This window comes from Burkholderia puraquae (assembly GCF_002099195.1).
Taxonomy (GTDB): domain Bacteria; phylum Pseudomonadota; class Gammaproteobacteria; order Burkholderiales; family Burkholderiaceae; genus Burkholderia; species Burkholderia puraquae.
This window is the reverse complement of record NZ_NBYX01000005.1, coordinates 153,650-171,621: the sequence shown is the minus strand read 5'-3', so window position 1 is coordinate 171,621 and position 17,972 is coordinate 153,650. Positions and strand designations below refer to the sequence as shown.

Genomic DNA, 17,972 nt, shown 5'->3' with positions numbered 1-17,972 from the left:
GGCGCGCGATCCCGATCGCGCGACCCGCCGCGCGGCCTGCAGGCCGCCAGCAACGACGCGCGCCGGCTCCGTCCGGCGCGCCCTTTTTCCAGGGCGCCGCCCTACCGATAGACGATCACCGGAATTTTCGTATGGGTCAGCACGCGCTGCGTCTCGCTGCCGATCAGCAAGCTGCCGAGCCCGCGGCGTCCGTGGGACGCCATGAAGATCACGTCGCAGCCGCCGCGTTCGGCCGCCTCGATGATGCCGAGATACGGCGACGGATGCACGCTCGTCCAGGTATCGCAGTCGACACCGGCCGCCTTCGCGGCCGATTCGACCTCGTCGAGGTGCGCGCGCGCCTCGCGCTCGCTGCGCGCCCGGAAATCGGCGGGCGGCTCGATGATCACTTCGGAAAACGGCGAGTACGGATACTGCGGCAGGCACGCATAGGCCGTAACCCGCGCGCCGACCGCCCGAGCCAGGTCGATCGCGCCGTCGATCGCCTTCTGCGACAGTTCGGAACCGTCGGTTGGAACGAGGATGTGCCGGAACATCGCGCCCTCCTTCGTCAATCGCACTCCGCGCGCCGCGATCCCATCCGAGCCGGCCGCGACGCGTCGGGCATGCCTGCTACGAGTGTAGTGCGAGAAACCGCCCAACCGGCACCGGCAGCGGGTTCGCCCTCATATCGGAAACGCGCGGGCATGCGCGGCCTACTCGCCCCAATATCCGGGCCGCTCGTAGGTGTGCTTCAGGTAATCGAGAAACAGGCGCACGCGCAACGGCAGGTGCCGGCGCTGCGGGAACACCGCGTGGATGCCGATCGGCGGGGCGGCGAACGCGTCGAGCACACTGACGAGCCGGCCGGCCGCGATGTCCTCGCCGACCTCCCACCACGAGCGCCACGCCAGGCCGTGGCCGGCGAGGCACCACTCGTGCAGCACCGCGCCGTCCGAGCATTCCATCGTGCCGTTCACGCGGATCGACACGACCTTGCCGCCCTCCTGGAACGCCCAGCCGCGTTGCTGGTTCGCGTTTGCCGCCAGCGCGAGGCAGTTGTGCCGCGCGAGTTCCGCGAGCGTAGCCGGCGTGCCGCGCCGCACGAGATATGCGGGAGCGGCGACACACACGCGGCGATTCTCGCCGAGCTTCAGCGACACGAGCGACGAGTCGGGCAGCTCGCCGAGCCGCACCGCGCAATCGAACCCCTCGTTGACGAGGTCGACCATCCGGTCGGACAGGTCGAGCGTGACCGAAACATCCGGATGCCCGCCGCTGAATTCGGGTACGAGCGGTGCGACGTGCCGCCGGCCGAAGCCGGCCGGCGCGGAAATGCGCAGGTGGCCGCTCGCCTTGACGCCGCCGGCCGACACGCTTGCCTCCGCGTTCTGCATGTCGTTGATGACGCGCTGGCAATCCTCGAGGAACGCCGAGCCCTCGAACGTCAGCGTGAGCTTGCGCGTCGTGCGCACCAGCAGCTTCACGCCGAGCCGCTCCTCGAGCGCATCGAGGCGGCGGCCGATGATCGCCGGTGCGACGCCTTCCGCATGCGCGGCCGCCGACAGGCTGCCCTTCGCCGCGACCGCCGCGAACGTTTCGATCTGCTTGAACCGGTCCATGACTCGCACGGGCGGCGCCGCCGCCCTTCAAATAGCTTAAACCGCTCAAGATTAGGTATATGAAAGTAAAAGATCAAGTGATGATTAGCGTCTTTTTTAGCGCATACGATCACGAATAGAATTTACCTGACCTCTGAAACTGGAGTGCAAGGCTATGTCGGCCACAACGACACTCTCCTCTCCCGACGCAATCCTCTTCGACGCATTCGGCACGTTGTTCGACGTGCGTGCGGTCCTGGCCGCGGCAGAGCAGATGTTTCCCGGTCACGGGGAACGGTTGTCGCAGCTGTGGCGACGCAAGCAAATCGAATACTCGCAGCTGCGCACGCTCGCCGATCCGGCCGGCGCCCGCTATCGCCCGTTCCGGGACATCACGCTCGATGCGCTGCGGTTCGCCGCGCGCCGGCTCGGGCTCGCGCTGAACAGCGCGGCCGAGAAGCGGCTGATGGACGAATACGCATGCCTGTCCACCTATCCCGATACGGTGCCCGCGCTGCGCAAGCTGCGCGCGCTCGACCCGCGCCCGCCGCTCGCGATCCTGTCGAACGGCACGCCGCAGATGCTCGATATCGCGATCAAGAGCGCCGGCATGTCCGGGCTGTTCGATCGCGTGCTGTCGGCCGACACCGTGCGCGCGTACAAGCCGAGCCCGGCCGCCTACGCACTCGGCACCGCCGCGTTCGGACCGAACCGGCGCGGCATCGTGTTCGTGTCGTCGAACGCGTGGGACGTCGCCGGCGCGGTCTGGTTCGGCTACACGACGTTCTGGCTCAACCGCACGGGCGCGCCCGCCGAGGAACTCGGCGCGCCGCCCGACGGCACGGGTACCGGCATGGCCGACCTGCTCGCATTCCTCGCCACCCCGGCTCCGTCCGGCAGACCCGCAAACCGCACGCGCCCCGGCCCGGGTGCATGACGTTCGCAGCGCTGCCGCCTTCCCCCTTCACCGAAACCGCAACTGACCGACCAAGGAGATGAGACTCATGAGCACCCCGATCACGCTGCCGCAAGGCATGGCGATCACCGGCGAAATCAAGCCGGGTTACGAAGCAATCTTGACGCCCGACGCGCTCGCACTCGTCGCAGCACTGCACCGCACGTTCGAACCGCGCCGCCAGGCGTTGCTGCAGGCACGCGTCGAGCGCACGCAACGCCTCGACGCGGGCGAGCGCCCCGACTTCCTGGCCGAGACGAAGGCGATCCGCGAAGGCGACTGGAAGGTCGCACCGCTGCCGGCCGACCTGCAATGCCGCCGTGTCGAGATCACCGGCCCCGTCGAGCGCAAGATGATCATCAACGCGCTGAACTCGGGCGCCGATTCGTACATGACGGACTTCGAGGATTCGAATGCGCCGAGCTGGACGAACCAGATCGACGGCCAGATCAACCTGAAGGACGCGGTGCGCCGCACGATCTCGCTCGAGCAGAACGGCAAGTCGTACCAGCTGAACGACAAGGTCGCGACGCTGATCGTGCGTCCGCGCGGCTGGCACCTCGACGAGAAGCACGTGACGGTCGACGGCCAGCGCGTGTCCGGCGGCATCTTCGATTTCGCGCTGTTCCTGTTCCACAACGCGAAGGAACTGCTCGCACGCGGCTCGGGCCCGTACTTCTACCTGCCGAAGATGGAAAGCCATCTCGAGGCGCGCCTGTGGAACGACATCTTCGTCGCCGCGCAGGAAGGCGTCGGCGTGCCGCGCGGCACGATCCGCGCGACGGTGCTGATCGAGACGATCCTCGCCGCGTTCGAGATGGACGAGATCCTGTACGAACTGCGCGAACATAGCTCGGGCCTGAACGCCGGCCGCTGGGACTACATCTTCTCGGCCATCAAGAAGTTCAAGAACGACCGCGACTTCTGCCTCGCCGAGCGCTCGAAGATCACGATGACGGTGCCGTTCATGCGCGCGTACGCGCTGCTGCTGCTGAAGACCTGCCACAAGCGCAACGCGCCGGCGATCGGCGGGATGAGCGCGCTGATCCCGATCAAGAACGATCCGGAGGCAAACGACAAGGCAATGGGCGGCGTACGCTCGGACAAGCAGCGCGACGCGACCGACGGCTACGACGGCGGCTGGGTGGCACACCCGGGCCTCGTGCCGATCGCGATGGAAGAGTTCGTCAAGGTGCTCGGCGACCAGCCGAACCAGATCGCGAAGCAGCGTGACGACGTGCAGGTCGAAGGCAAGAACCTGCTCGACTTCCAGCCTGAAGCGCCGATCACCGAAGCCGGCCTGCGCAACAACATCAACGTCGGTATCCACTACCTCGGCGCATGGCTCGACGGCAACGGCTGCGTGCCGATCCACAACCTGATGGAAGATGCGGCCACGGCCGAGATCTCCCGTTCGCAAGTGTGGCAATGGATCCGCTCGCCGAAGGGCGTACTCGACGACGGCCGCAAGGTCACGGCCGAACTCGTGCGTGAATTCGCGAAGGCCGAGCTCGACAACGTGAAGCGGTCGGTCGGCGGCAACACGCAGCCGTACGAGCGCGCCGCGGCGATCTTCGAGCAGATGTCGACGTCGGAAGGCTTCACCGAATTCCTGACGCTGCCGCTGTACGAAGAAATCTGACGACGCTGCCCGCCTCGATCGGGGCCGGCCCTGCGCCGGCGCCGGTCGAGGCGATGACGGCATCAAAAAGCGCCCCTCGTGAACTGCATCCGAAAAGCCGGATGCGAATCCCACCGTTGGGGCGCTTTTTCTTGTGCGGCAGGACTCGCCGCCGCGCAACCGGTCAGACGGCTTCCCGCTCGCGCCGGTGCTGAACCCAGTCGCCCGACGCAATGCGCGGACGCCCGGCTGTCGCGTGCGCGGCGACCGGATAGTAAAGGCAGGCGTACTGCCGTCCGCCGAGTTCGACGGTCACGTCTTCGGGCTTGAACAGCGAGTCGACGCCCGGATAGACACGCTCGATTTCGTCGAGCACCGGAACGAGCCGGTCGTCGACCTCGTAGACATCGCCCCAGACCAGCGACTTGCCGGCCGGCCCGGCGATCATCCCCGGATACGTACCGAAATCGTACAGTTCGCCCGGCAGCGCGGCCGCGCCGAGCAGCGTCGGCGCGGCAATCCCGTGCCTGGCGGCCGCATGGCCGATGTCGTTGGCCTCCCCGTTTCTCAAGGTGCCGTAGACGAATACGTAACGCATCGTGGTTCTCCTCTTTGATTCGTATGTTGCCGTGCTCGCGTGCGATTCGTGCGATTCGTGCGAAATCGCCCGCGCATCGATAGACCACGATACCGGCCCGATGGTTCGAACCCGCATGCGCGCCCGACCCCGGGCAGTCCCGAAATTGCCGCCCCCCCACACAAAGTTCATTTGAGCGCGGCATGATCGCCCGACAAACCGCCGCATGCGCTTTCGCGGCGCCTTCTACAATAACGGCATCGCCGCCGCGCTGCCCGAATCGTCCATGAATCCGCCCGTCCAAGCCGACGTATCGAACCCGTACGTCATCGACATTCCGCCTGAATTCGCACCGACCGATGTCCATCCGATGCGCGTGCGCGCACGGCAGGTCGACGCCGGGCATCGCATCCCGCTGCACACGCATGCGTGGGCGCAGCTCGCGTACGCGTCGCGCGGCGTGCTGCGCGTCGCGACGACCGGCACGACGTGGATGGTGCCGCCGTCCCGCGCGATCTGGGTGCCGCCGCGCGTGACGCACGAGGTCGTGATCGTCGAAGAGGCGTATTTGCGCACGCTGTATATCGACGAGTCGATCGTGCCGGACGGACTCGACGCGTGCCGCGTCGTCGAAGTGACGGGGCTCCTGCGCGAACTGATCATCGCACTCGGCGCGCGCGACCTGAGCACCACGCGCGAGCGCCTGCTGTGCGGGCTCGTGCTCGACGAGCTGAGCCACGCCGAACCGCTGCCGCTCGCAGTGCCGATGCCCGACGAAAAGCGGCTGCGCATGCTGTGCGAATCGGTACTCGCGCATCCGGCGCATGCGGAGTCGCTCGAACATTGGGCAGGCGAGGTCGGCGCCAGCACGCGCACGATTTCGCGACTCTTCAAGCAGGAACTGGGCGTGAGCTTTTCGCAGTGGCGCCAGCAGGCGCTGCTGGCACGGGCCATCCCGCTGCTGAACCAGGGCCGCCCGCTGTCGCATATCGCGCGCGAACTCGGCTACCAGAGCCAGAGCGCCTTTTCGGCGATGTTCCGGCGTGCATTCGGCGAAAGCCCGCGCGCATTCATGCTGCGCGGCTACGAGCACCGCGGCCCGGAAGGCAGCCTCGCGGACGACGAAACCCCGGACGACGACGACACAGCCGGCGCTGTCCGCTGAATGCCTCGCTTCGGGTCGTCAGAACGTCAGACCGGCCGCACCATGTGGCGGATCGAGCCAAGTTGCGCGAGCCGCGACCCGGCAACCTGATAGCCCATGCGCAAGTAGAGACGCGCGGCAGGATTGTCGACGAACACGCGCAGTTGCAGTTCGTGCAGCCCGCGTGCACGCGCCCAGCGGTGCGACATGTCGAGCATGTAGGTGCCGGCGCCCTGCCCGCGATGGCCGGCCGCGATCTGGACGTCGCGGATGTGCAGCGAGTCGCCTTCCTCGGTCACGCGCAGCACGCCGATGCGCTCGCCGTCGGCCTCGAGGATGAAGTTCTCGGATTCGCGCCAGCTCGCATAGAACAGGTCGCTGCGCCACACGAGCCCATGGCGCTTGTAATAGCCGCCCATGTTGCCGTGCGTCAGCGCTTCGGCAAACGGAAAATCGCCGGCCTCCGCGGGCCGGAGCTGATACAGGAGTCGCAGGTCGGTCGGATCGAGCATCGCGCAAGGGTCAAGGACGCATCCCGCCACGATAGCGCAGTCGCGTCCGGATGCAATCGCGGATTTCTCGTAGCGGCTCGACGCCGGATCACCGGCGGTTACGCGCCCGCCAGCGGGCGCAACCGGAAACGCAAATGAAAAAGCCCGCACAAGGCGGGCTTCTTCATTTTCTGGCGGAGCGGACGGGACTCGCCCACATCCTGCAGGCCGCGGATGCGCGTGCACGCGCATCCCTTCGAGTCCCGCCGGAAGCCGCGCAGGCGGCTTCCTCCGCTCCGCAGTCTCGCGCCCGCCAGCGGGCGCAACCGGAAACGCAAATGAAAAAGCCCGCACAAGGCGGGCTTCTTCATTTTCTGGCGGAGCGGACGGGACTCGAACCCGCGACCCCCGGCGTGACAGGCCGGTATTCTAACCGACTGAACTACCGCTCCAGTCTTGCTGCTTGCCTGGCAGGCGTCGGTTGCTTCCTGCCGGCGCATCGTTTGTTCGAACGACGCCGAAATCTGGCGTCCCCTAGGGGATTCGAACCCCTGTACTCACCGTGAAAGGGTGATGTCCTAGGCCTCTAGACGAAGGGGACAACGTACTGCTTGCATCTTTAATGCAAAAGCCCGTTCAAAAAACGTTCTTTGAACGGGCTTCGTTCTGGCGGAGCGGACGGGGCTCGAACCCGCGACCCCCGGCGTGACAGGCCGGTATTCTAACCAACTGAACTACCGCTCCAGCTTTCTTACTCCCGCCTGCAGGACATCGTCACGTTCCTGCAACCGTTGCGACACTTCTATGAAACGCCGCTGAATCTGGCGTCCCCTAGGGGATTCGAACCCCTGTACTCACCGTGAAAGGGTGATGTCCTAGGCCTCTAGACGAAGGGGACAACGTACCGCTTACATCTTTAATACAAAAGCCCGCTCAAAAACGTCTTGAACGGGCTTCGTTCTGGCGGAGCGGACGGGACTCGAACCCGCGACCCCCGGCGTGACAGGCCGGTATTCTAACCGACTGAACTACCGCTCCAGCTTTCTTACCCTCACCCGCAGGACGTCGGTTACGTTCCTGCAAGCGTTGCGACACTTCTATGAAACGCCGCTGAATCTGGCGTCCCCTAGGGGATTCGAACCCCTGTACTCACCGTGAAAGGGTGATGTCCTAGGCCTCTAGACGAAGGGGACAAAATCTTTTCAGATTTGTCTGACTTTCGCTATTCATTTTTCAATCAACAGCGAAGGCCGAAATTCTAACTGCTTTGAATCATTTTGTGAAGCATTTATTACTACCACTGCTGCTTCGCAAATCAATCCAGCTTGTTCTGATGGTGGAGGTAAGCGGGATCGAACCGCTGACCTCTTGCATGCCATGCAAGCGCTCTCCCAGCTGAGCTATACCCCCTTGCAGAACAGAAATGAGATTATATGGAGCTACTTTGAACTTGTAAATACCCTTTTTGCGATTCGAGCGAATTTTTTTGCGAAGCTGCCGTGATGTCACGCACGGGCAGCTTCGCTCGCCCCCGAACCTCAGGCCAGCGCGGCCTCGATGCGCGACACCACGACGTCGCGACCGAACAGCACGAGCACCGCATCGATCGACGGCGTGTGCGTCGTACCCGCCACCAGCAGGCGCACCGGCATCGCGAGTTGCGGCATCTTCAGCTTGTGCGTGCCGAGCGTCGCCTTCAGCGCGGCAGACACGGCCTCCTTCGTCCAGTCGGCCGCCTTCAGCGCAGCGGCGAGATCGGCCAGCGCCGGCCGCACCGCATCGGTCACATGCTGCGCAAGCGCATCGGCTTCCGGTGCCGGCACGCGGTAGAACATCGCGGCGCCTTCCGCGATCTCCTTGACCGTCGTCGCGCGATCCTTCATCAGCCCGACCACGGCGTCGAGCGCCGGGCCCGTCGCGATCGCCGCATCGTCGATGCCGAGCGCGGCGAGGAACGGCTTCGCCAGCTCGGCGAGGCGCGCGTTGTCCGCTTCCTTGATGTAATGCGCGTTCAGCCAGCTCAGCTTGCTGTGGTCGTACTGCGCGGGCGACTTGCCGAGATGCTCGAGATCGAACCACTCGACGAACTGCTCGCGCGAAAAGATCTCGGCGTCGCCGTGCGACCAGCCGAGGCGCGCGAGATAGTTGACGACGGCTTCAGGCAGGAAGCCCGCGTCGCGGTACGCCATCACGCTCATCGCGCCATGCCGCTTGCTCATCTTCTCGCCCTGCTCGTTCAGCACGGTCGGCAGGTGCGCGTAGACGGGCGCCTCGCCGCCGAGCGCATTCAGGATGTTGATCTGGCGCGGCGTGTTGTTCACGTGGTCGTCGCCGCGGATCACGTGCGTGATGCCCATGTCCATGTCGTCCACCACCACGCAGAAGTTGTAGATCGGCGTGCCGTCCGGGCGCGCGATCACGAGGTCGTCGAGTTCCTCGTTCGAGATCTCGACACGCCCCTTCACGGCGTCGTCCCACACGACCGTACCCGTCAGCGGATTGCGGAAGCGCAGCACCGGCTTCACGCCAGCCGGCGGCTCCGGCAGCACCTTGCCGGGCTCCGGACGCCACGTGCCGTCGTAGCGCGGCTTCAGGCCGGCCTCGCGCTGGCGTTCGCGCAGCGCGTCGAGCTCCTCGGCCGACATGTAGCACGGGTACGCGAGCCCCTTCTCCAGCATCTGCGCGAGCACCTCGCGATAGCGGTCCATCCGCTGCATCTGGTAGATCGGGCCTTCGTCGAAATCCAGGCCGAGCCATTGCATCCCTTCGAGGATCGCGTCGACCGCTTCCTGCGACGAGCGCTCGACGTCGGTATCCTCGATGCGCAGCACGAACGTGCCCTTCATCTTGCGGGCGAATGCCCACGGATAGAGCGCGGAGCGGATGTTGCCGAGGTGGATGAAGCCGGTGGGACTCGGCGCGAAGCGGGTACGGACAGGACGGGTCATAAACGGTAACTCGAACGCCTGGGGCGCATGAATGATTCGACGCGGGATCGACGGCGGCAGCCCGGACAGCAACGGGGCCGGCGACGCCCGGAACGGGAAAGAAGCCGGAATTATACTCGCGCCGGACATCGCGCCAAGCGCGCCGCTTGCATTATGATGTGCGCGCCGCGGCCGCCAGCCGGCGCGGCACCGGCCGCACGGAACCTGCCGCGCGGCCGCTCGGAACCTATCGCCGCCGCGGGCCGTAAAACCCGCCGCCAAGCCGCCGGAGAACCATTCGATGTCGTCCCCTCGCCTGTCGCGCCGCCACTTCACGATCGCCGCTGCGTCCGCCAGCCTCGCCGCCTGCACGTCGTTCGGCGACAAATCCCGCCCCGGCGCAGCACTGCCGCAGGAAAAGCCCGTGAAGATCGGCATCGCACTCGGCGGCGGCGCCGCGCGCGGCTTCTCGCACATCGGCGTGCTGAAGGCGCTCGAGGCGCGCGGCATCCCGGTCGAGATAGTCGCGGGCACGAGCGCGGGCTCGGTGGTCGGCGCACTCTATGCATCGGGCATGAGCGCGCTGCAGATCAACAAGATCGCGCTCGACATGGACCAGGCGGCAATCAGCGACTGGGCGCTGCCGTTCCGCTCGCGCGGGCTGCTGCAAGGCGTGGCGCTGCAGAACTTCCTGAACAAGACGCTGAACAACCGGCCGATCGAGAAGATGGCGAAGCCGCTCGGCATCGTCGCGACCGATCTGCAGAGCGGTCAGCCGATCCTGTTCCAGCAGGGCAACACGGGGCTCGCAGTACGCGCGTCGTGCAGCGTGCCGTCGGTGTTCGAACCGGTGAAGATCGGCAACCGCGAATATGTCGACGGCGGGCTCGTGAGCCCCGTGCCCGCGTCGTACGCGCGCAAGATGGGCGCGAGCTTCGTGATCGCGGTCGACATCTCGGCCCGGCCGGACGGCGCGGCAACCAACAACCCGATCGAGATGCTGCTGCAGACCTTCACGATCATGGGCCAGACGATCAAGACCTACGAGCTCGACAAGTACGCGGACGTCGTGATCCGCCCGAACCTCGCGGCCATGGGCGGCAGCGACTTCAACCAGCGTAACGCGGCAATCCTCGCGGGCGAGGAAGCCGTCGCGCGCATCATGCCGGAACTCCAGCGCAAGCTCGCGGCAGCGCGCGGCGTGGCGGTCGCGTAAGCACGCAATGCGCAGGCCGGCGCGCGCCGCCGGCCTGCCAACGGCGGAACGGCTTTCAGCGCACCGTTTGCACCGCTCCAAAACAAAAAACCCTGCCGCCTTTCGGTGACAGGGTTTTTTCGATCCGGCCGGACTGGCCGCCGAACGTCAGTTGTTGCCGTTCGCCGAATCGTCGCCGATCGTCGCGCGCACGCGCTGACGCAGGTCTTCCGGCTTCATCGGGAACTCCGATTCAAGCCGGCGCGCGCCAGTGAAGCGCTTTTCCCAGTAGCCGCTATCGAGATCGTCGACGCGGATGGTGCTGCCGGTCGACGGCGAGTGCACGAACTTGTTGTCGCCGATGTAGATGCCGACGTGCGAGAACGTGCGGCGCATCGTGTTGAAGAACACGAGGTCGCCCGGCTTGAGGTTGCTCATGCTGACCTTCTCGCCGACGCGGCTCATCTCTTCCGCACGGCGCGGCAGCGACATGCCGAGGGTGTCCTGGAACACGTAGCGCACGAAGCCGCTGCAATCGAGGCCCGAATCCGGCGAGTTGCCGCCCCAGCGATAGCGCACGCCGATCATGTTCAGCGCGCCGACAACCACGTCGCCTGCCTTGCCGGCCATGCCGGCGAGGAACGACTTCGCACCGCCGCTCGACGGCTGCGCGCTGGTCTGCTGGAGGGAGGAATTCGACGCGTTCTGCGTCGAATTCGTGACATTCTGGTTAAAACTGCTGACTTCGTCGGCGAACGCGCCGGGAGCTGCTGCAAACAGGGCGCCGATGAATAGCCCGGCGATGGTGCGCGCGCATGCCTGGGTCAGGGATCGATGCTGCATTGGTCGATGGAATTTGCTTAAAAATCAGCTGATTGGCGGAAAATTTCGGTCGATACTAGCCAGCGCGTAATCGTTTGTCAAAACAAATTAATAAATACAATCGAGATGGTCAGACCATTGGCGGCCTATCACGCTTTCCAGACCGCTTTCAACAGCTTTTGTGTGTAAGGATGTGACGGTCTCGTGAAGATGTCGGCCACCTCTCCCGACTCGACGACGGCCCCGTCCTGCATCACCGCGACGCGGTGCGCCATCGCCCCGATCACCTCCAGGTCGTGGCTGATGAATACATAGCCGAGGTTGTATTTCTGTTGCAAATTCGCGAGCAGTTTCAGCACCTGCTGCTGGATCGACACGTCGAGCGCGGACGTCGGCTCGTCGAGGATCAGGATGCGCGGCTCCAGCACCAGCGCGCGCGCGATGGCGATCCGCTGGCGCTGCCCGCCCGAGAATTCGTGCGGATAACGGTGCAGCACCGTGCGGTCGAGGCCGACTTCGCGCAGCACCGCGAGCGACTTCGCGCGGCGCGCCTCGGGCGTCATGTCCGGGCGATGCAGCTCGAGCCCCTCGCCGACGATCCGCTCGATCGTGTGACGCGGCGAAAGCGAACTGAACGGATCCTGAAAGACCACCTGCATGTTCGAGCGCAGCGCAGCCTGTTCGCGGCCGCGATAGGTCGACAGCGCGCGCCCCTGGAATTCGATCGTGCCGCCGGCCGTCTTCTGCAGGCCGAGCAGCGCCATCGCGAGCGTCGACTTCCCCGAACCCGATTCGCCGACGATGCCGAGCGTCTCGCCCTGCCGCACCGACACCGATACGTCCGCAACGGCCGTCACGGGCACCGAGCCGAACCAGCCCGCGATGCCCGGCCGCTTGCGCGCGAACTGCACGCTCACGTGGTGCGCATCGAGCACGACGGGCGCGATCGGCATCACCGGCGCAACCGCGCGTTGCGGCCGGCTGTTCAGCAGCCGCTGCGTATACGGATGCTCGGGTTCCGCGAAGATCCGCTCGACGGGCCCGCTCTCGACGAGCCGGCCGTGCTCCATCACCGCGACGCGATCCGCGAAGTGCCGCACGAGATTCAGGTCGTGCGTGATCAGCAGGATCGCCATTCCCCGCTTTTCCGCTTCCTCGCGCTGCAGTTCCAGCAGCAGATCGACGATCTGCGCGCGGATCGTCACGTCGAGCGCGGTAGTCGGCTCGTCGGCCAGCAACAGGCGCGGCCGGCAGGCGAGCGCCATCGCGATCATCGCGCGCTGGCGCTGGCCGCCCGACAACTGGTGCGGATAGCTGTCGACCCGCTTCTCCGGCTCCGCGATGCCCGTGCGCGCGAGCAACGCGATCGCACGCTTGCGCGCCTCGACAGCCGATACGCCGTCGTGCAGCACGATCGTCTCGCCGATCTGCACGCCGATCGTATACAGCGGGTTGAGCGCGGTCATCGGCTCCTGGAAGATCATGGCGATGTCCGAGCCGCGCAGCCCGCGCATCTCGCGCTCGCTCTTGCCAGCCAGGTCCTGCCCCGCGAAGCGGATCGCGCCGCTCACGTCGGCGTCGCGCAACAGCCGCAGGATCGACAGCGCGGTCACGCTCTTGCCCGAACCCGACTCGCCGACCAGCGCGACGCGCTCCCCGCGGCCGATCGCGAGCGTCACGTCGTCCACCGCGACCGTGTCGCCGAAGCGCACATGCAGATGCTCGAGCGCCAGCAGCGGCTCGCGCTGCGTCGATACGACCGGTTCGCTCATCGCTGGCCTCCCGCCGCGCGCACCGAATCGGCGATCCGCGTGTCGAGCGCGTTGCGCAGCGCATCGCCCATGAAGGTCAGCAGCAGCAGCGTCGCGACCAGCACGCCGAAGGTCGACAGCGAGATCCACCACGCGTCGAGATTGCCCTTGCCCTGCGCGAGCAGCTCGCCGAGGCTCGGCGTCGGCGGCGGCACGCCGAGCCCGAGGAAATCGAGGCTCGTGAGCGCGAGGATCGAGCCGCTCATCCGGAACGGCAGGAACGTGATCACCGGCGTGAGACTGTTCGGCAGCACATGGCGCCAGATGATCTGCCAGTTCGTGAGCCCCATCGCACGCGCCGCGCGCACGTAGTCCTGCGTGCGGTTGCGCAGGAATTCCGCGCGCACGTAGTCGGCGAGCCCGATCCAGCCGAACAGCGACAGCAGCACGATCAGCAGCAGGAAGCTCGGCTCGAAGATCGACGCGAAAATGATCAGCAGGTACAGCTCGGGCAGCGAGCTCCAGATCTCGATCAGCCGCTGCCCGACGATGTCGATGCGCCCGCCGAAGAAGCCCTGCACGGCGCCCGCGGCGATCCCGAGCAGCGTGCCGATCACGGTCAGGATCAGCCCGAACTCAACCGACACGCGGAACCCGTACACGAGCCGCGCGAGCAGGTCGCGCCCCTGCGCGTCGGTGCCGAGCCAGTTCGCGCGCGACGGCGGCGCGGGGTTCGGCACGTTCGAGAAGTAGTTCAGCGTGTCGTAGTAGTAACGGTTCGGCGGGTAGACGACGAAGTTGCCGGGCGCCTCGAGCCGCTTGCGCACATACGGATCGAGATAGTCGGCCGGCGTCGGGAAATCGCCGCCGAAGGTCGTCTCCGGGTACGCATGGAACATGGGGAAATAGATCTGGCCGTCATAGCGCACGACGAGCGGCTTGTCGTTCGACCACAGCGGCGCCGCCACGCTCGCGGCGAACGCGACGACGAAGATCACGAAGCTCCAGTAGCCGAGGCGCTGCTGCCTGAAGCGCTGCCATACGCGGCGCGCGGGCGACGGCGACACGCGGGCGCGCGCGGCGTCGATACGGGTTGACACGACGGCCCGGTTCATCGCGCACCTCGCCCGGTGACGCCGGGCATGCAGACGGACGGTTTCATGTCAGCGCTCCAGGGTGTCGAATTGAATGCGCGGATCGACCCACACATAGCAGAGATCGGAGATCAGCTTGGTCGCGAGCCCGATCAGCGTGAACAGGTACAGCGTGCCGAGCACGACCGGATAGTCGCGCCGCACGACCGATTCGTACGACAGCAGCCCGAGGCCGTCGAGCGAGAACAATGTTTCGATCAGCAGGCTGCCCGTGAAGAACGCGCCGATGAACGCAGCCGGGAAGCCGACGATCAGCGGCAGCATCGCGTTGCGGAACACGTGCCTCCACAGCACGCTGCGCTCGGAGAGCCCCTTCGCGCGCGCGGTCAGCACGTATTGCCGGCGGATCTGGTCGAGGAACGCGTTCTTCGTGAGCATCGTGATGACCGCGAAGCTGCCGACGACCGAGGCCGTGATCGGCAGCGCGATGTGCCACAGGTAGTCGAGCACCTTGCCGACGAGCGACAGCTGCGCGAAGTTGTCCGACGTGAGCCCGCGCAGCGGGAACAGCTGCCAGAACGAGCCGCCGCCGAACAGCACGAGCAGCAGCACGCCGAGCACGAAGCCCGGAATCGCATAGCCGACGAGCACGACGAGGCTCGTTGCGACGTCGAACGGCGAACCGTTGCGCACGGCCTTCGCGATGCCGAGCGGCACCGATATGAGGTACGTGAGGAAGAACGTCCACAGCCCGATGCTGATCGACACGGGCAGCTTCTGCACGACCAGCGACCACACGCTCTGGTGGCGGAAGTAGCTGTCGCCGAGATCGAAGCGCGCGAAGCGCTTGAGCATCAGCCAGTAGCGTTCGAGCGGCGGTTTGTCGAAACCGTACAGCGCCTTGAGCTGCGCGAGCTGCTGCGCGTCGACGCCGGTGTGCGCACGCATCCCGAACGGCACCGCGCCCTGCTCCGTCGCGCCCTTGCGCAATTCCTGCACGGCCTGCTCGACCGGGCCGCCCGGCACGAACTGGATCACCGCGAACGTGAGGGTCAGCACGCCGATGAGCGTCGGGATCATCAGCAGCAGGCGTTTGAAGATGTAGCTCCACATAGGGCGTCGACTCGCGATCGGTAGGCGGGGTTGGACGTAGGGGCGGCGTGGCTCAGTGATCGGGCTTCGCCCACCAGGTCGACACGACCCAGCCCTCGGCCGAATAGTACAGCGGCAGCGTCTGCGGATAGGCAAGCGTGCGCTTGTACGCGATCCGGTGCGTCGTGCTGTACCACTGCGGGACCGCGTAGTAGCCGTGCATCAGCACGCGGTCGAGCGCGTGCGTCGCGTCGAGCAGGTCTTCGCGCGTCTGCGCGGTGCCGAGCGCGTGCAGCAATGCGTCGACGGCCGGCGACTTCAGTCCGATGACGTTGTCGGAGCCCGGCTCGTCGGCGAATTTGCTGCCGTAACGCGAGAACTGCTCGGCGCCCGGCACCTGTACGCCCGGCAAGCGGATCGTCGTCATGTCGTAGTCGAACGCGTCGAGCCGCTTTTGCAGCAGCGCGAAATCGGCCGTGCGAAAACGTGCGTCGATGCCGAGCTTCGCCAGATTGCGCTGGTACGCCGTCACGATTCCTTCCATCGCCGCACCCGAATCGTCGAGGATCTCGAACGCGAACGGCTCTCCCTTCGCATTGCGCAGCGCGCCGTCGCGATAGGTCCAGCCGGCCTGCGCGAGCAGTGTGCGCGCCTTTAGCAGGTTCGCGCGCAGCGAACCCGGCGGGTTCGTGTCCGGCTGCGTGACCATCGGGCCGAACACGGCCGGGTCGAGCTGCGCGCGCAGCGGCTCCAGCAGCTTCAGCTCGCCGGGGCCGGGCGTGCCGGTCGCCTGCAGGTCGGTGTCCGCGAAATAGCTGTCCAGACGGGTGTAGGCGCTGTAGAACAACTGGCGGTTCAGCCATTCGAAGTCGAACGCGAGGTCGAGCGCCTGGCGCACACGCACGTCGCGAAACAGCGGCCGGCGCAGGTTCATGAAGAAGCCCTGCATGCCCGCGCCGTTGTGCTGGCGGAATTCGCGCTTGACGAGCTCGCCGCTGTCGAAACGCTTGCCGACATCGCGACGCGTCCAGTTGCGCGCGATGTACTCGACGAGCACATCGTATTCGCCGGCCTTGAACGCCTCGAGCCGTGCGACACCGTCGCCATACAGCTTGTAGACGATCCGCTCGAAGTTGTTGGTACCGACCCGCACCGGCAGGTCGGCGCCCCAGTATGCCGGGTTGCGCCGGTAAGTGATCGTCCGGCCGTTGTCGTAGTGCTCGATCAGGTACGGGCCGCTGCCGATCGGCTGCTCGAACGCGAACTGGTCGAACGGGATGCGCGAACCGTCCGCACGCAACCCCCACTTGCGCGAGAACACCGGCACGCCGCCGGCGATCAGCGGCAGTTCGCGGTTCGCGCTGCGGAACTCGAAGCGCACGGTGGCCGGATCGACGACCACGGCCTTCGCGATCTCCGCGAAATATGCGCCGAACTGCGGAGCAGCCTGCTTGCTCTTCAGCGTGTCGAACGAGAACTTGACGTCGTCGGCCGTGACGCGATCGCCGTTCGAGAAGCGCGCGCGCGGATTCAGGTGGAACGTGACCGAACGGCGGTCCGGCGCGATGTCGATGTCGTCGGCGAGCAGCCCGTACGCGGACGCCGGTTCGTCCGAGCTGCCGGTCGCGAGGCTCTCGAACAGCATGTCGATGCCCGGCGCGGGATTGCCGCGCATCGTGAACGGGTTGAACTTGTCGAACGACGTCAGCCGGTTCGGGTTTGCAAGCACGAGCGTGCCATCCTTCGGCGCGTCGGGGTTGACGTAGTCGAAATGCTTGAAACCCGGCGGATATTTCGGCTCGCCGTATTGCGCAATGGCGTAGGCTGCGTGCGCAGCGGTCGCGGCCAGCGCCGCCTGCAGCGCGAACACCGCGGCCGTGCGGCCGGCAGCCCGTACGGCACGGCGGACACGCGCGGCGGTGGCCCGAGGCGAACCCATCGTCATAGAGGCCCTGTCGGTCGATTAAGGGTAGTAACGTGCAACGATTCTACCCATTCAAATCGGCTTCGAGCCATCCAGCGGCTTTTCGTGCCCGGTTTCGTCCCGGAAATCGGGTCGACGGCCAGCCCGCGCCGGTGCATTCAACGGGCCGTCGAGCCTGCGATCGAGGCTCGCATCGCCCGTCATGACGGCCCGACCGATCGCCGGCGAGACCTTCATGCACAAAAAAGCCGCCCCAAGGGCGGCTTCTTCGCGAACGCGCACGCGCACGCAACCGCCGTGCGCGGCGCACTGATCAATGCCAGCCGTTGTGGCGACCGCGATCATGATCCCAGTGACCGCGATCGTCGCCCCAGCCGCGGCCGTGATGGCGGTACCAGTCGTCACGGCCCCAGTAGCGACGGCCGTCCCAGTAGCGGTCGCCATGCCAGCCGATCACGATGGCCGGCGCCGGTGCGTAGACAGGTGCCGGCGCGTAGACGGGCGCAGGCTGATAGACGACCGGCGGAGGCGGCGGCGCATACACGGGTGCGGGCGCGACGTATACCGGCGCCGGAACGCCGAGATTGATCCCGACATTGACGCCCGCCATTGCTGCGCCCGACACGAGCAAGGCCGTCATACCGGTCAAGAGCGAGGCAACACGCAAGGTCTTCATGGATTCCTCTTCTGGTTGTTTCATGTGTGATTCGACTATAACGGCAAGCACCGTCTCCGCATATTTCCACTTTGTAAGAACTGATGCGCGGCATCGCAACGGGAAGCCCGCGCTAACGTCTTG

16 protein-coding genes and 7 tRNA genes are annotated in these 17,972 nt (G+C 66.1%); 4 read left to right on the top strand and 19 right to left on the bottom strand.

From position 1 onward, the window contains the following. Positions 1-101: 101 nt before the first annotated feature. Together B7G54_RS12215 and B7G54_RS12210 are read right to left on the bottom strand one after the other, a co-directional pair. Positions 102-536 (bottom strand): universal stress protein, encoded by a 435-nt coding sequence (locus B7G54_RS12215; RefSeq protein WP_031399397.1) that lies wholly within the window; start codon positions 534-536, stop codon positions 102-104. A gap of 159 nt (positions 537-695) precedes the next feature. After that, entirely contained in the window at positions 696-1,601 is a 906-nt protein-coding gene (locus tag B7G54_RS12210; protein ID WP_085039331.1) for a LysR family transcriptional regulator, read from the bottom strand. Between the two features lie 154 nt (positions 1,602-1,755). Between B7G54_RS12210 and B7G54_RS12205 the strand changes: the two genes are divergently transcribed. Both B7G54_RS12205 and aceB read left to right on the top strand, forming a co-directional pair. After that, the gene (locus tag B7G54_RS12205) at positions 1,756-2,517 is read left to right on the top strand and encodes a haloacid dehalogenase type II (RefSeq protein ID WP_021159073.1); all 762 of its coding nucleotides are present in this window, start codon (positions 1,756-1,758) and stop codon (positions 2,515-2,517) included. Between the two features lie 67 nt (positions 2,518-2,584). Next, the gene (aceB, locus tag B7G54_RS12200) at positions 2,585-4,177 is read left to right on the top strand and encodes a malate synthase A (RefSeq protein WP_085039544.1); all 1,593 of its coding nucleotides are present in this window, start codon (positions 2,585-2,587) and stop codon (positions 4,175-4,177) included. 163 nt (positions 4,178-4,340) lie between these two features. On the opposite strand, the gene B7G54_RS12195 is transcribed toward aceB, so the two are convergent. Further along, positions 4,341-4,754: a gamma-glutamylcyclotransferase family protein gene (locus B7G54_RS12195; RefSeq protein ID WP_085039330.1), complete on the bottom strand. Its 414-nt coding sequence runs from the start codon at positions 4,752-4,754 to the stop codon at positions 4,341-4,343. A gap of 265 nt (positions 4,755-5,019) precedes the next feature. On the opposite strand from B7G54_RS12195, the gene B7G54_RS12190 reads away from it, so the two are divergent. After that, a complete protein-coding gene (locus B7G54_RS12190) occupies positions 5,020-5,898 on the top strand; it encodes an AraC family transcriptional regulator (protein ID WP_085039543.1) in 879 nt (292 codons plus the stop codon). A 26-nt stretch (positions 5,899-5,924) separates the two neighbouring features. Here the strand turns inward: B7G54_RS12190 and B7G54_RS12185 are convergent, their stop codons facing one another. From B7G54_RS12185 to gltX, 9 genes are all read right to left on the bottom strand, one after another. Next, positions 5,925-6,389 carry a GNAT family N-acetyltransferase gene (locus B7G54_RS12185; RefSeq protein ID WP_027787064.1) on the bottom strand — a complete coding sequence of 155 codons (465 nt, stop codon included), beginning with the start codon at positions 6,387-6,389 and terminating at the stop codon, positions 5,925-5,927. 354 nt (positions 6,390-6,743) lie between these two features. After that, positions 6,744-6,820 (bottom strand) — tRNA-Asp (locus B7G54_RS12175). Positions 6,821-6,893: 73 nt separating this feature from the next. Continuing rightward, positions 6,894-6,969, bottom strand: a tRNA-Glu gene (locus B7G54_RS12170). A gap of 66 nt (positions 6,970-7,035) precedes the next feature. Next, positions 7,036-7,112, bottom strand: a tRNA-Asp gene (locus B7G54_RS12165). Between the two features lie 78 nt (positions 7,113-7,190). Continuing rightward, positions 7,191-7,266: transfer RNA gene (locus B7G54_RS12160), tRNA-Glu, on the bottom strand. A gap of 63 nt (positions 7,267-7,329) precedes the next feature. Continuing rightward, positions 7,330-7,406: transfer RNA gene (locus tag B7G54_RS12155), tRNA-Asp, on the bottom strand. A 79-nt stretch (positions 7,407-7,485) separates the two neighbouring features. Beyond that, a tRNA-Glu gene (locus tag B7G54_RS12150) sits at positions 7,486-7,561 on the bottom strand. Positions 7,562-7,702: 141 nt separating this feature from the next. Further along, positions 7,703-7,778 (bottom strand) — tRNA-Ala (locus tag B7G54_RS12145). Positions 7,779-7,906: 128 nt separating this feature from the next. Further along, positions 7,907-9,316 carry a glutamate--tRNA ligase gene (gene gltX, locus B7G54_RS12140; protein ID WP_085039328.1) on the bottom strand — a complete coding sequence of 470 codons (1,410 nt, stop codon included), beginning with the start codon at positions 9,314-9,316 and terminating at the stop codon, positions 7,907-7,909. 280 nt (positions 9,317-9,596) lie between these two features. On the opposite strand from gltX, the gene B7G54_RS12135 reads away from it, so the two are divergent. Beyond that, complete coding sequence (locus tag B7G54_RS12135; protein ID WP_085039327.1) at positions 9,597-10,511, top strand: patatin-like phospholipase family protein; 915 nt, start codon at positions 9,597-9,599, stop codon at positions 10,509-10,511. A gap of 147 nt (positions 10,512-10,658) precedes the next feature. Here B7G54_RS12135 and B7G54_RS12130 read toward each other — a convergent pair whose 3' ends face one another. The 7 genes from B7G54_RS12130 to B7G54_RS12105 all read right to left on the bottom strand — a co-directional run bounded on the left by B7G54_RS12130 (position 10,659) and on the right by B7G54_RS12105 (position 17,849). Then, positions 10,659-11,333 (bottom strand): C40 family peptidase, encoded by a 675-nt coding sequence (locus tag B7G54_RS12130; RefSeq protein ID WP_011352498.1) that lies wholly within the window; start codon positions 11,331-11,333, stop codon positions 10,659-10,661. 128 nt (positions 11,334-11,461) lie between these two features. Further along, positions 11,462-13,084 carry an ABC transporter ATP-binding protein gene (locus tag B7G54_RS12125; protein WP_085039326.1) on the bottom strand — a complete coding sequence of 541 codons (1,623 nt, stop codon included), beginning with the start codon at positions 13,082-13,084 and terminating at the stop codon, positions 11,462-11,464. Next, positions 13,081-14,178, bottom strand: a complete 1,098-nt coding sequence (locus B7G54_RS12120; RefSeq protein WP_085039325.1) for an ABC transporter permease — start codon at positions 14,176-14,178, stop codon at positions 13,081-13,083. Before B7G54_RS12120 ends, B7G54_RS12125 begins: the two co-directional genes overlap by 4 nt. Positions 14,179-14,226: 48 nt before the next feature. Beyond that, a complete protein-coding gene (locus B7G54_RS12115; RefSeq protein WP_085039324.1) occupies positions 14,227-15,270 on the bottom strand; it encodes a microcin C ABC transporter permease YejB in 1,044 nt (347 codons plus the stop codon). A gap of 52 nt (positions 15,271-15,322) precedes the next feature. Then, a complete protein-coding gene (locus tag B7G54_RS12110; protein WP_085039323.1) occupies positions 15,323-17,194 on the bottom strand; it encodes an extracellular solute-binding protein in 1,872 nt (623 codons plus the stop codon). A 51-nt stretch (positions 17,195-17,245) separates the two neighbouring features. Beyond that, positions 17,246-17,518, bottom strand: a complete 273-nt coding sequence (locus tag B7G54_RS38575) for a hypothetical protein (RefSeq protein ID WP_133059163.1) — start codon at positions 17,516-17,518, stop codon at positions 17,246-17,248. Then, complete coding sequence (locus B7G54_RS12105; protein WP_085039322.1) at positions 17,487-17,849, bottom strand: hypothetical protein; 363 nt, start codon at positions 17,847-17,849, stop codon at positions 17,487-17,489. Before B7G54_RS12105 ends, B7G54_RS38575 begins: the two co-directional genes overlap by 32 nt. Positions 17,850-17,972: the final 123 nt, after the last annotated feature.